General features: G+C 65.7%; 12 protein-coding genes. 7 read left to right on the forward strand and 5 right to left on the reverse strand.

Features of this window, described 5'->3' with window-relative positions:
• Window positions 1-45 precede the first annotated feature (45 nt).
• From WBN46_RS10245 to WBN46_RS10255, 3 genes are all read left to right on the forward strand, one after another.
• On the forward strand, window positions 46-600 hold the full coding sequence (locus WBN46_RS10245; protein ID WP_337731406.1) for a Dps family protein: 555 nt from the start codon (window positions 46-48) through the stop codon (window positions 598-600).
• An 836-nt stretch (window positions 601-1,436) separates the two neighbouring features.
• Window positions 1,437-3,230 (forward strand): DNA helicase RecQ, encoded by a 1,794-nt coding sequence (gene recQ / locus WBN46_RS10250; RefSeq protein WP_337731407.1) that lies wholly within the window; start codon window positions 1,437-1,439, stop codon window positions 3,228-3,230.
• A gap of 103 nt (window positions 3,231-3,333) precedes the next feature.
• A complete protein-coding gene (locus tag WBN46_RS10255) occupies window positions 3,334-3,786 on the forward strand; it encodes a hypothetical protein (RefSeq protein ID WP_337731408.1) in 453 nt (150 codons plus the stop codon).
• Here WBN46_RS10255 and WBN46_RS10260 read toward each other — a convergent pair.
• From WBN46_RS10260 to WBN46_RS10280, 5 genes are all read right to left on the reverse strand, one after another.
• Window positions 3,783-5,963 carry a glycoside hydrolase family 3 N-terminal domain-containing protein gene (locus WBN46_RS10260; protein WP_337731410.1) on the reverse strand — a complete coding sequence of 727 codons (2,181 nt, stop codon included), beginning with the start codon at window positions 5,961-5,963 and terminating at the stop codon, window positions 3,783-3,785. The two genes, WBN46_RS10255 and WBN46_RS10260, sit on opposite strands and share 4 nt — an antisense overlap.
• A gap of 121 nt (window positions 5,964-6,084) precedes the next feature.
• Window positions 6,085-8,112 (reverse strand): M3 family metallopeptidase, encoded by a 2,028-nt coding sequence (locus tag WBN46_RS10265; protein ID WP_337731411.1) that lies wholly within the window; start codon window positions 8,110-8,112, stop codon window positions 6,085-6,087.
• 24 nt (window positions 8,113-8,136) lie between these two features.
• Window positions 8,137-9,249 carry a PLP-dependent cysteine synthase family protein gene (locus WBN46_RS10270; protein ID WP_337731412.1) on the reverse strand — a complete coding sequence of 371 codons (1,113 nt, stop codon included), beginning with the start codon at window positions 9,247-9,249 and terminating at the stop codon, window positions 8,137-8,139.
• Between the two features lie 252 nt (window positions 9,250-9,501).
• Entirely contained in the window at window positions 9,502-10,101 is a 600-nt protein-coding gene (locus WBN46_RS10275; RefSeq protein WP_337731413.1) for an ImmA/IrrE family metallo-endopeptidase, read from the reverse strand.
• 73 nt (window positions 10,102-10,174) lie between these two features.
• Complete coding sequence (locus WBN46_RS10280) at window positions 10,175-10,366, reverse strand: hypothetical protein (protein ID WP_337731414.1); 192 nt, start codon at window positions 10,364-10,366, stop codon at window positions 10,175-10,177.
• 752 nt (window positions 10,367-11,118) lie between these two features.
• Between WBN46_RS10280 and WBN46_RS10285 the strand changes: the two genes are divergently transcribed.
• Genes WBN46_RS10285 through WBN46_RS10300 form a run of 4 tightly spaced genes read left to right on the forward strand, consistent with a single transcriptional unit; the run spans window position 11,119 to window position 13,097 of the window.
• A complete protein-coding gene (locus tag WBN46_RS10285) occupies window positions 11,119-11,508 on the forward strand; it encodes a hypothetical protein (protein WP_337731415.1) in 390 nt (129 codons plus the stop codon).
• Between the two features lie 35 nt (window positions 11,509-11,543).
• A complete protein-coding gene (locus WBN46_RS10290) occupies window positions 11,544-11,789 on the forward strand; it encodes a hypothetical protein (protein ID WP_337731416.1) in 246 nt (81 codons plus the stop codon).
• Window positions 11,790-11,808: 19 nt separating this feature from the next.
• Window positions 11,809-12,819 (forward strand): SOS response-associated peptidase family protein, encoded by a 1,011-nt coding sequence (locus WBN46_RS10295; RefSeq protein ID WP_337731417.1) that lies wholly within the window; start codon window positions 11,809-11,811, stop codon window positions 12,817-12,819.
• On the forward strand, window positions 12,816-13,097 hold the full coding sequence (locus WBN46_RS10300; RefSeq protein ID WP_337731418.1) for a hypothetical protein: 282 nt from the start codon (window positions 12,816-12,818) through the stop codon (window positions 13,095-13,097). Before WBN46_RS10295 ends, WBN46_RS10300 begins: the two co-directional genes overlap by 4 nt.
• Window positions 13,098-13,224: the final 127 nt, after the last annotated feature.

Below are 13,224 nucleotides of genomic sequence, written 5' to 3' on the forward strand. Positions count from 1 at the left end.
AGTGTGTCTATTGTGCCGTCTCAACCCACCCTCAGGAGAATCCGCATGGCCAAGCCGAAGACCAAGCCCGCCAAGACCAAGGCCGCGCCCGTCACCGCTCCCCTCGCATCGGCCCCGTCGGCGCCGAATATCGATATCGGGATCAGCGGCGGCGAACGCAAGAAGATCGCCGACGGCCTGTCGCGTTTCCTGGCCGACAGCTACACGCTTTACCTGAAGACCCACAATTTCCACTGGAACATCACCGGCGCGATGTTCAATTCGCTGCATACGATGTTCGAGACGCAGTACACCGAGCAGTGGACGGCGCTGGACGAGATCGCCGAGCGCATCCGTGCGCTGGGGTTCAACGCCCCGGGTTCGTACCGCGAATTCGTCAACCTGACCTCGATCCCGGAAGAGCCGGGCCTGACCGACAGCGCCGACTGGCGCGAGATGGTCCGCCAGCTGGTGATCGGCAACGAGGCGGTCTGCCGCACGGCGCGCAAGGTGCTGGACATCGCCGACGACGCCGACGATGCCCCGACCGAGGACCTGCTGACCCAGCGCCTGCAGACCCACGAGAAGTACGCCTGGATGCTGCGTTCGCTGCTGCAGTAACCGGAGCCCGAGTGAAGCGCGAGACGCCCGGCTGGTCCGGGCGTTTTGCTGTCAGCCTCTCCCTGCTGTCAGGCCCCTTTTCCTGTTTTTGAGCCCCTCTCCCCGCGGGAGAGGGATTGGGGTGAGGGCCAACGGAGTCCGTGTCCTTCCCTGCCTCAGGCCGCAACTACATCCGCGAAGGCTTTACGTTTGGTGGCCTTACGGGATGGACTTCTTCTTGGATGCATGGCGCCGCTCGCCGCGGGGGCATTCTTTCTTTGCTTGTGCAAAGAAAGAATCAAAGAAACGCACCCCAGGCGGCGCGCCCTGCACTTCGCTCCGGGTTTGCGAGCGGGTCGGGAATTTCCGTAAGGCACATCCCTTTGCCATACGGAAACGCCGCCCATCCAGGGCGGCGCCCTTCGGGTTTTACCCGGCCCACTCGCCGTGCCTCATGGGGCCCAAAGGCAAGAGCAAAAAACCAAGCCCGCTCACGATGCTTCAGGTGCCGCTCTTGGGGCCCCTGAGGTCCGGCAGTCACGTCGGGTCAAACCCGGAGGGCGGTGCACAGGCCAGCGGCACCATGCTTAGCCTCAGGCAGACCCACCCCGAAAGATGCCCTCCATAGGTTCGTCGAGGGGGAGCGCTCCGGTGAATCGCGGATGCTATGGCGTCGCCGGCTGTCGATCTTGACTGACTTCGTTGACCCTCACCCCAACCCTTCTCCCGCGGGGAGAGGGGCTTGATCTCGTCCCGCTCAAACCCGGACGAATTCCTACCCCGCAGCACGCCCGTTTCCGATCGCTCCCGACACCAGAGAATCAGGCTGCCGCACCCGCTCGCGGTATCCTGTCCCCATGTCATCCCCCGCACTTGAAACACTGCAGCGCGTCTTCGGTTACAGCGCCTTCCGTGGTCACCAGCAGGCCATCGTCGAACACCTTGCCGCCGGCCACGATGCCCTGGTCCTCATGCCCACCGGCGCCGGCAAGTCCCTGTGTTACCAGGTGCCGGCGCTGCTGCGCGAAGGCACCGGCATCGTCGTCTCGCCGCTGATCGCGCTGATGCAGGACCAGGTGGACGCCCTGCGCCAACTCGGCGTGCGCGCCGCTTTCCTGAACTCATCGCTGGAAGCCGCCGAAGCCGCACAGGTGGAACAGGCGCTGCTCGGTGGCGAACTGGACCTGCTGTATGTCGCGCCGGAGCGCCTGCTGACCGGCCGCCTCCTGTCGCTGTTGGACCGCAGCCGGATCGCCCTGTTCGCCATCGACGAGGCGCACTGCGTCTCGGCCTGGGGCCACGACTTCCGCCGCGAATACCTGGAACTGGCCCTGCTGCACGAGCGCTGGCCGGACGTACCGCGCATCGCCCTGACCGCCACCGCCGACCCGCCCACCCAGCGCGAGATCGCCGAGCGCCTGAACCTGGTCGATGCGCAGCGCTTCGTCAGTTCATTCGACCGCCCCAATATCCGCTACACGGTGGTGCAGAAGGACAACGCCCGGCACCAGCTGCGCGACATGCTGCGCAAGCACAAGGGCGAGGCCGGCATCGTCTACTGCCTGTCGCGCAAGCGGGTCGAGCAGTTTGCCGACTACCTGGCCGAACAAGGCTTCAATGCGCTGCCGTACCACGCCGGGCTGGATGCCGGCGTGCGTGCGCACAACCAGCGCCGCTTCCTGCGCGAAGACGGCATCGTCATGGTGGCGACCATCGCCTTCGGCATGGGCATCGACAAGCCCGACGTGCGCTTCGTCGCGCACGTGGACCTGCCCAAGTCGATGGAGGGCTACTACCAGGAAACCGGCCGCGCCGGCCGCGATGGCGAGGCCGCCGAAGCGTGGCTGTGCTACGGGCTGGGCGACGTCGTGCTGCTGAAGCAGATGATCGAGCAGTCCGAGGCCGGCGAGGAACGCAAGCGACTGGAACGGCGCAAGCTGGACCAGTTGCTGGGCTACTGCGAATCGACCCAGTGCCGCCGGCAGGTGCTGCTGGCGGGCTTCGGTGAAACCTATCCGCACGATTGCGGCAACTGCGACAACTGCCTCAGCCCGGCCGAGACCTGGGACGCCACCGAGGCCGCACAGAAGGCGCTGAGCTGCGTGTACCGCAGCGGCCAGCGCTTCGGCGTGAACCATGTGATCGATGTGCTGCGCGGCAGCCAGAGCGAACGCATCCAGCAGTGCGGCCACGAACATCTGACCACCTACGGCATCGGCAAGGACCTGGATGCCACCACGTGGCGCAGCGTGTTCCGCCAGCTGGTGGCCTGCGGGCTGCTGGAAGTGGAGGCCGAGTTCGGCAGCCTGCGCCTGACCGAAGGCAGCCGCGCCGTGCTGAGGGGCGAGCGGCGCCTGCAGTTGCGCAAGGAGCAGCGCGAGCGCCGCGAACGCGAGCGTGGCCCACGCAGCGGACTGCCGGTGGAGGCCGCGGACCTGCCGCGCTTCCAGCTGCTGCGCGACCTGCGCGCGCAGCTGGCGCGCGAGCAGAATGTGCCGGCCTACGTCATCTTCCACGACAGTACCCTGCGCAACATCGCCGAACTGCAGCCCGCCACCCTGGACGAACTGGGTCGGGTGGGCGGCATTGGCGGGGCCAAGCTGGAGCGCTATGGGCAGCGCGTGCTGGAGGCGCTGGCTGCGGCGGGCTGAAGTTCCCGATCGCCGACCGCCGCCATCAGCCGGCATTCAATCCACGGCTGTTACGTTGCCATGCAGGTCCGCCATCCGGCGCACCACCGCTCCGGGATTCCCCATGAAGACCCTGCCCCTCGCACTGCTGGCCCTGCTGACCACCGTGCCCGCGTGGGCGCAGTCGAGCGCGGAGGCATTGGACCTCAGCCTGCCGCAGGCAGCGGCCTACACCAAGGATCCGCCCGGCACGTGGTACGGCGACACCCGGCCAACGCGACCGAAATCGACGGCACCTGCAACGCCCGTCGACCCCTGCGTCTGGTACGGCGATGACGACGGCGACGGCGTCTCAGGCAGCGTGACCACCGGCATCGGCTACAGCAAGGGGCACGGCCGCAGCACCTACAACGCGGTCAACCTCAACCTGTGCAAGACCACGTACAACGACGAAGGCAAGCCGCGCACGTTCAACTTCAACATCAACGTCGACCGCTATGACGGTCCCGGCGGCTACTACGGGCCCTACGATGCCTATCCCGGCGGGCCGATGATGCGCGGCACGCCGCGCCGCTAACGCGGCAGCAGTTCGAAACTCACCGCCTCGCCAACGGCGCTCGAGGGCGCCACCCACAGGTCGAACAGGCCGGGCTCGGCCACCGGACGATTGTCGACCCCGTGGAATTCCACATCGGCACGGGTCAGGGTGAACTCCACGTCCTGCGATTCGCCCGCTGCCAGCGTGATCTTGCGGAAACGCTTCAATTCGCGCACGGGCCGCACGCGGCTGGCGGTACGGTCGCGCAGGTAGAGCTGCACCACTTCTTCTCCCTCGCGCATGCCGGCATTGGTGATGCGGGTGCGGATGGTCAGCGTGTCGTCCCAGCCGAGCGCTCCGGTGCTGAGCTGCGGTACGCCGTAGTCGAAGCGCGTGTACGACAAGCCGTGGCCGAACGGATACAGCGCGGCGTGCGTCACCTCGCGCCAGCGCGTCTGGAAGGCGCGGGGCGTGCCCGGCACGTTGGGACGCCCGCTGGCGGGATGGTTGTAGAAGTACGGCTGCTGGCCCGCGTCCTGCGGGAAGCTCACCGGCAGGCGTGCGGACGGGCTGTAGTCGCCGAACACCACGTCGGCCACCGCCGGCCCGGTCTGCGTGCCGAGGAACCACGTGACCAGGATCGCCTGCGCATCGCGTACCGCGCCCTCCAGCGCCAGCGCGCGGCCATTGCGCAGCAGCACCACGACCGGCGTGCCGGTGGCGGCCACCGCCTCCGCCAGCGCCTGCTGCGGGGCAGGCAACACGATCTGCGTGCGCGACTGCGCCTCGCCGGAAAACTCGTGCGGCTCGCCCACGGCCAGCAGCACCACGTCGACACCGCGCGCAGCGGCGACTGCTGCGTCGATGCCACCGTCGAGGGCCTCCTCGATGCCGCTGCCCGGCACGATCGTCAGCGCGGATGGATCATCCAGCGCGGCGAGCAGCCCGGTTTCCAGATCGATCATGCGCGCTGCGTCGCCGAAGATGTTCCAGCAGCCACCGAGGTTGGCCGTGTCCTGCGCAAACGGACCGATCAGCGCGATGCGCTGGCCGGACTTCTTCAACGGCAACAGGTCGCCGTCGTTCTTCAGCAGCACGATGGAGCGCCGCGCGCAGTCCCGCGCCAGTGCATCGTGCACGGGGATGTGCGACTGGTCGGCTTCGCGTTCCGCGTCCAGGCAACGATAGGGATCGTCGAACAGGCCGACGGCGGCCTTCACGTGCAGTACGCGCCGCACCGCCTCGTCCACTTCGGCCATCGTCAGCCGGCCCTGCTCGACCAGCGTGGCGACATGGCCGGCATAGATGCCGCTCTGCAGGCTCATGTCCAGGCCGGCCGACAGCGCCTTCTGCGCCGCGTCGGCTTCGTCGCTGGCGTAGCCGTGCGCGACCAGTTCCAGGTCCGAGGTGTAGTCGGAGACCACGAAGCCCTCGAACTTCCATTCGCCGCGCAGGATATCGGTCAGCAGTTCGCGGTTGGCCGAAGCCGGCACGCCGTTGATGTCGTTGAACGAGCTCATCAGCGTCAGCGCGCCAGCGTCGATGGCGGCCTTGAACGGCGGCAGGTGCACGTCGCGCAGCGTCTGTGGCGCCATGTCGACGAAGTTGTAGTCCAGGCCCGCGGAGATGGCGCCGTAGGCGGCGAAGTGCTTGGGCGTGGTCAGCAGCGAATCGGGGGCGGTCAGGTCGGCGCCCTGGAAGCCGCGCACGCGGGCGGCGGCGAATTCGCACGTCAGGTACACGTCTTCGCCGGAAGTTTCGGCGACGCGGCCCCAGCGCTGGTCACGCGCGATGTCGACCATCGGCGCAAAGGTCCAGTGGATGCCGGCGGCGGTGGCTTCCTTGGCGGTCGCGCGCGCGGTGCGTTCGGCCAGGTCCGGCTCGAAGCTGGCGGCTTCGCCCAGCGGAATCGGGAACACGGTCCGCATGCCGTGGATCACGTCGGCGCCCAGCAGCAGCGGAATACCCAGCCGGCTCTCTTCCACCGCGATGCGCTGCGCCTCGCGGCCTTCCGCCGCACCCACGCCATTGAACAGCGCGCCGACGCGGCCGCTGCGGATCTGCTCACGCACCTGCTCGGCATCACGGGCGAAGGTTTCCGGATTCACCTCGAAGGCGAACGGCCGCAGCGCATCGGCGAAGGCGCCGAGCTGGCCGATCTTCTCCTCCAGCGTCATGTCGGCGATCAGGCCCTCGATCCTTCGCTGATGCGGCATGTAAGCGATCCTCCCGGGAACGCGGGTGTTACGGGGAAGCCATTATGAAAACGTTTACAGTTACGGTCAAACCCGTCCGGACCCTGGGTGGACCGCCCTCGTCGCCATCCCCTCGGATCGCTCAGCCGGCCATCCCGGAATGCCGCAGCAGCGCCTCGATGCGCGGCGCCCTGCCGCGGAACGCCCTGAAGTTCTCGGCGGCACCGCGGCTGCCGCCCCTGGCCAGGACCTCGTGCCGGAATCGTGCGCCGGTCTCCGCGACCTGGCCCGGCGCTTCCTCGAACGCCGCGTAGACATCGGCGCTGAGCACTTCGGCCCATTTGTAACTGTAGTACCCGGCCCCGTAGCCGCCGGCAAAGATGTGGCTGAACTGGTGCGGGAAGCGGTTCCATTCCGGTGGCACGTTCACCGCCACCTCGCCGCGCACGCGAGCAAGCAGGGCGAGCACGCTGTCGCTCGCCGCGTTGAAACCACTGTGCAGCTGCATGTCGAACAGGCCGAACTCCAGTTGGCGCACGGTCGCCATGCCGCTCTGGTAGTTCTTCGCTTCCACCATCCTGTCGAACAGCGCGCGCGGCAGTGGCTCACCGGTATCCACGTGCGCGGTCATCGCCTGCACACGCTCCCATTCCCAGCAGAAGTTCTCCATGAACTGGCTGGGCAGCTCCACCGCATCCCATTCCACGCCATTGATGCCGGCGACGCCCAGTTCGCCCACCTGCGTGAGCAACTGGTGCAGGCCGTGGCCCATCTCGTGGAACAACGTGGTCACGTCGTTGTGGCTGAAGGTGGCCGGCTTGCCGTCCATGCCCTTGCCGAAGTTGCAGACCAGATAGACGATCGGCGTCTGCGCGCCACGGGCGGTATCGCGACGGTTGCGGCAGTCATCCATCCACGCGCCCCCCCGCTTGCCCTCGCGGGCATACAGGTCGAGGTAGAACTGGCCCACCAACGCGCCGTCACCATCGACCAGGCGGTAGAAGCGCACATCGGGATGCCAGGTCGGCGCCTGGTCCTGCTCCACGCGCAGCCCGTACAGATCGCCGATCACGCCGAACAGGCCCGCCAGCACCGCCGGCTCGGTGAAGTACTGCTTCACCTCCTGTGCGGAGAAGCTGTAGCGCGCCTGCTTGAGTTTCTCGCTGGCGTAGGCGATGTCCCAGGCTTCGAGCGTTTCAAGGCCGAGCTGCTCGCGCGCGAAGACGTCCAGCTCCTCGCGGTCGCGCTGCGCATGGGGCCTGGCACGTGCGGCCAGGTCACGCAGGAACTGCAGCACTTCGTCCGGAGTATCGGCCATCTTGGTCGCCAGCGAATACTCGGCGTAGCTCCCGAAACCGAGCAGCGAGGCGAGTTCGGCACGCAGTGCGAGGATGCGGTCGATCAACGCGGAGTTGTCCAGCGCCTCGTTGTCGGCGAGTTCCGATGCACGCACCGCATTGGCGTGGTACAGCGTCTCGCGCAACGCGCGATCATCCGCATACGCCTGCACCGGCAGGTAGCACGGCATCTGCAGCGTGAACTTCCAGCCCGGCTCATCCTCGGCCTTGGCCGCGGCACGCGCGGCAGAAACGACGTCGGAAGGCAGTCCTCCCAGGTGCTGCTTGTCCTTGATCCAGAACTCGTACTCGTCGGTGGCATCGAGCACGTTCTGCGAGAACTTCGCCGACAGGCCGGCCAGTTCTTCCTTCAATGCGCCGAAGCGCGCCTTCTGCTCATCCGGCAGTTCGGCGCCGCCGAGGCGGAAGTCACGCAATGCGTTGTCCAGCACCTTGCGGCGCGCTTCGTCGTACCGGGCTGCCTCCGGCGCCCCGGCCAGTGCGCGGTACTGCCGGTACAGCGCGAGGTTCTGCGCGAGCCCGCTCCAGAAGCGCGTCACCTTCGGCAATTGTGCGTTGTAGGCGTTGCGGAGTGCGGGGGTATTGACCACCGCCTCCAGATGGGTGACCTGGTTCCAGGCACGCGCGAGCCGTTCGGTGGCGTCGTCCAGCGGGACGACGAACGTGTCCCATGTCACCGGCGCGACCGCTTCCGCCGTCTTAACCGCGATGTCGGCCTCGGCCAGCAGTTGCTCGATGGCGGGCGCGATGTGCTCGGCGCGGATCGCGTCGAAGCGCGGCAGACCGGAAAAATCGAGCAATGGATTGGTCATGGGAACACCTTCTGCAATGGGAAATCAGTTCGGCCAGTCGGCCATCGCCAGCGTTGGCAGCCCGCGTCCGGCGACGGCGGCCGCGATGGCATCGTCGCTTTCCACGATGGGGATGCCGCGCTCCAGATACCAGTCCCGGTTGTAGTAGCTGTGCGCGTAGCGTTCACCGCTGTCGCACAGGATGCTGACGATGGAGCCGGTCAGGCCCTCGTCGCGCATGCGCGAGGCAGCGGCGAGGATGCCGACGAAATTGGTACCGGTCGATCCGCCGACACGCCGCCCCAGCACCGCGCTGACGTGGCGCATGGCGCCCAGGCTGAGTGCATCAGGCACCTTCACCATCGCGTCGACGCAGGCCGGGATGAAGCTGGGCTCGCAGTGCGGGCGTCCGATGCCTTCGATGCCCGAGCCGCGCTCGCAGGTCAGTCCATCGTCGGGCTGGCCGGCGCAAGCGCCGCGATAGTGGTCGAAGAACACCGAATGCTCCGGGTCCGCGCACAGCACGCGGGTGGGATGGCGGCGGTAGCGCACGTAGCGCCCCAGCGTGGCGCTGGTGCCGCCGGTGCCCGGGCTGCACACGATCCATGCCGGGACAGGATGCGGTTCTGCCTCCATCTGCTTGAAGATGGATTCGGCGATGTTGTTGTTCGCGCGCCAGTCGGTGGCCCGTTCGGCATAGGTGAACTGGTCCATGAAATGGCCACCGGTCTCGCGCGCGAGTTGCCGCGACACGGCGTTGATCGCGCCAGCCTCCTCGACCAGATGGCAGCGACCGCCCTGGAACTGGATCGCGGCGACCTTGTCGGGCGAGGTGGTGGCCGGCATCACCGCAATGAAGGGCAGGCCGAGCAGCCGCGCGAAATAGGCCTCGGAGACTGCGGTGGAGCCACTGGAGGCTTCGATCACCGGCGCACCCTCCCGCAGCCAGCCATTCGCCAGCGAGTACAGGAACAGCGAACGCGCCAGCCGGTGCTTCAGGCTGCCGGTCGGATGGCTGGATTCGTCCTTGAGATAGACGTCGATGCCGGGAAAACCAGGCAACGGCAGCGGGATAAGGTGGGTATCGGCGGACCGGTTGAAGTCCGCTTCGATGCGCTGGATCGCCTGCGCCGTCCAGTCACGCGCTGCCGTGGTCACGCCGATTTCCTCGCGGGCGCCGACGCGGATACGGCGCGATGATGACGCGGCGGGATGTGCGTGGTGGGCCGTGAAGGATTCGAACCTTCGACCAAAAGATTAAAAGTCAGCACGGCAGACCTTGGATATCAAGGGGATACGGGCCGAATATTTACGGATAGGACGTCGTGAAACGCTTACTATTGGGCGGCCCACATGCTCTTTTTTACGGACCGGCGCAGTTGCGTACAGCTGTTTCCGGGCCCACTTGGTTCACCACTGAAGATTGGCGAACACATCCATCATGGGCTGGCTCAGGTAGTTTTCTATGTGTGCCTGGGGAATGCCGTAGCGCCGTGCAATAGCAGAGAAATCCGGGTTTCCGTTCGAAGCCAGAAGAATGGCGGCTCGCTCGGCGTACGGGAACAGGAATTCCATGGCGGCGACTTCCGCAAGGATCTCCCACGCCACGGGACTATTGGGGCGCGAGTCTTGCGTAGAGAACGAGGCCGTCGCCTCTTCGAGGTGACGATAGATGTCCATGCTGCGGCAGCGCTCCTGATCGAGCACGACATGGAATAGTTCTTTGCAGAGCACGAAGCGCCGCTCGCGCTCACCCAACTCGGCGAGTACGTAAATTTCAAACGTGCCGTCGGCCAGTGCAGCAAACATTGCGCGAATGACACGGTCTTCTGCCGGCAGATTCAGTTCACGGATGCGAACCGTCTTCTCAAGATATTCCCCGCAGATCTTGACCAGGTCATCGACCGACCGCGCGTCGCGGTCTGCCGCAAGCGTGTACAACTTGTACTGCTCCGCGATTTCCTTGGCCTTTTGGAGGCCAAAGATGACGTCGCCCGAGTCCAGAATCATTCCCTTCCCCCAACAAAAAAGGACACCCCCGCTAGGGAGCGTCCTTTTATTTCAAAAAAGTGACGGCCTTACGTTACCGCGCAGAATCATTCAGCGGCTTCAAATTGTCAAAGCGGCTCCCCAGCACGGCTTCGAACAGATCCACCACCTCAGAAACCACAGAGGTCAAGGGCTTGTTGTTGTGGTCGAAGAAGAACTTGACGTCCACGACCCCACGCTCACGGAGCGCGGACTCAAGAGTCTGCAGCTGTGCCTTAGCGTTCATGTCGTTCTCCACCATAAAGTCCCTACCTATCTCGTCTATGAAAATTTGCCTAACTCAGTGAAAGTGCGGGCGATTCTGACGCATGCAACCGCCGATTATAGGCCACCGTTGCTAAACCATTCAACCCGGCTCATCCCAAGTATTGAATAGGTCATCGGACCCTACACTGAATTCTTTAAAGATTTGGTGAAACGCAGCGTGCCACCGAAGTGCATTCGCCCCCCCCCTGCTCGTCCGCGTCTCACCGGCGATCGAGACTCAAGCATGTGCCCCTTGACATCTCTTGTACCCGATAAGAATTGGGCCGCGCAAGTGTTGGGAGACACCCGGGGAGGTTCAGGAGTACCAACGGTACAGAGTGACTCTGGCGGACACAGGCCGGTTCCCGCAATAGGGGTTTCCCTGACACGGATGGGCCAAATCGCCGTCCGAATGGAGCGATCCCCCGCTAGGGCCCTGCCTCCCACCACGCGGTCAGATAGCGCACAGCCTAGAATGAGGCCAAGTCATCCTTTTTCAACGCCCTAATCCCCTGCTCACGGGGAAGCGCGGTTGAGCGGCCGAAGGCCCGCGCCGGGCGGTGGCCAAGATCCTCCATTTGCCGTCCTGCGCAAATCGGCAAAGTCCGCGTCAGCTCGTAGGACTTGCCCTACTCGGGCATCAACATGCCCAATCCGGGTATGGTCTCCCGCATGGACCGAGATCCCCCAAATCCCTACCGCGACATGCCCCTGCGGGTGCTCCACCAGGTCATGAACGAGCGCGCCGGCGAGCTGCTGAAGGGCGCTAACGTTAGCAGGCGGGATATCGCCTACCTGCTGCTCGCCGCGGCCTTCCCGCTGGCGACGGGGGAGAACCGGCCGGGGTCACCGGCGCACCGGGTCCGCCAGGGCGCCGACATCGCCGATGCCTTCTGGCCCGAGCTCCAGCAGGACTTCCGGGCGGTGATGCACTTGACCTTTGAGCATGCGCGGGAGGCCGCCCAGCTCACCTGGGAGGACCTGCACCGGTACGGGGAGACGCTCTTGGCCCAAGGCGTTCCGAGTTGCTGGGGCACGGACACGGAAGCAGATCTCCGCCGCTCCCTGGAGCAGCTGCAGGCCGCAAAGGAACTGAAGGCGGCGGGCTGGCAGAGGTCTTGACGCCGTACCGGCAGCGCCCCGGTATAGTCCGCGCCATGGACACCCAGAGCATCGTGCACGAGCGCCTGAACGGGCCTGAGTGGCTGGCCTTCCTGGAAGGCGTTGGCATTGCGATCGCCGACCTCTCCGCAGGCGCGGCGGCGTTCCAGCGTGCCGTCGACATCGCCAAGGCGCCGCTGTTCGACGGCGTGACGGAAGAAGATGGCCAGCTCCTCGAGGCGGCGGTGATGGCCGAGCTTGAGGCGCGGAATGTGCTGGACGAATACACCAGGGAGCTTTGACCCCATGTGCTATTCCGCCATGATCCAGGCCGACTACGACAAGTTCTGCCGCCACCACGGGGCGATCATGAGCTTGGAGGAATTCGCAGCGAACGTGTGGGCCGCGCCCGACCGGGAGCGCAAACGGACGACCCGCCGCCGGATGCCCAAGGCGATCGAGGACTGGTTCCTGCGGCCCCAGCGCGAGGGCCTGGGACAGGAGATCGGCCTGGCGATCCGCGACGCCCGCGCCGAGGAGATGGCCGAACACGCCACCGACCTCGCTGGCCAGCGCGAGCGCCTGGCCGTCAACGCAGCGAAGCTCGCGGCCAAACCGACGAAGACAGCCTCCGAGGAGGTCCGCAAGGCCGGCAATAAGATCGCGCAGATCGAGCGCTGGATCGCCGACGCCGAGCGCGTGCAGCAGCTGCCGCGCGATTTCCGGTTCTTCCCGCAGTGGTGGGTACCAGTGATGGTCATGGAAGACGACCAACTCGTGGTAAAGCCCATGCGCTACCAGCTCCGCAAGCCGGGCCTGCCGGCATCGGCGGACTGGATCGAGGGCAAGACCCTGGCCAGCGGCAAGAAGTCCCCGCGACGGCTGAGCGGTACCTACAACGCCAGGCGCGACAACCTCACGCGCTACTGGAAGAGCCAGTTCGGCCATAAGCACGGCGTCCTGGTCATCGACAGCTTTTTCGAGAATGTCTCGTTGCACAAAGCCGAGGGGCGCGAACTGGCGCTAGGTGAACCCGACGTAGGAGTAGAGATCGAGTTCACGCCACAGCCCCGTGAGCCGATGCTCATCGCCTGCATCTGGGATCACTGGGAGGGCGCGGAGGAAGATCCTTTCGACAGCTTCGCCTTCATCACGGATGACCCGCCACCTGAGGTGGCAGCCGCCGGCCACGACCGCATTCCGATCCGCCTGCAGATGGACAACTTGATGGCGTGGTTGACGCCACAGGGGCGCTCGTCGGAAGAGCTGCAGGCCATCCTCGACAATCGCCCCGAGGCCTTCTACGGCCACACGATACCCAAGGCGGCATGATGAACAACGACGAGCTATCGCAGCGCATCGCAGGCCTGGAAGCTTGGGTGATCGAATTCCGGCGAACCAAGCGGCATTGCACGTATGGGGAGTTCTGGGCCGCCTACAAGGCACATGACCCTGAGCTCCTGCAGGTCATCAACGGGCCGGAAGCGGCGAGTTTTCCCGCGAGCATCCGATCGCAGCTCGACGCGCTTTTTGACGGGATGGAGATACTGATGGACGGGCAGAGGCATCCGGACCGCCGCATCAATGATCTATCCCCCATCGATGAGTAAGCCGGGCGGGGCGAGTTGCTCCGACCAAGGCACACGGAACGTGCGCGCGGCGCTGGATCCAGTCCAGCCCCCTTCTCCCATCCCAGCGCGAGCCTGAGCACCTATACTCAACCCACTCAAGGAAAGG

Source organism: Pseudoxanthomonas sp. CCNWLW251 (genome assembly GCF_037402255.1).
In the GTDB taxonomy this organism is placed as follows: Bacteria; Pseudomonadota; Gammaproteobacteria; order Xanthomonadales; family Xanthomonadaceae; genus Pseudoxanthomonas_A.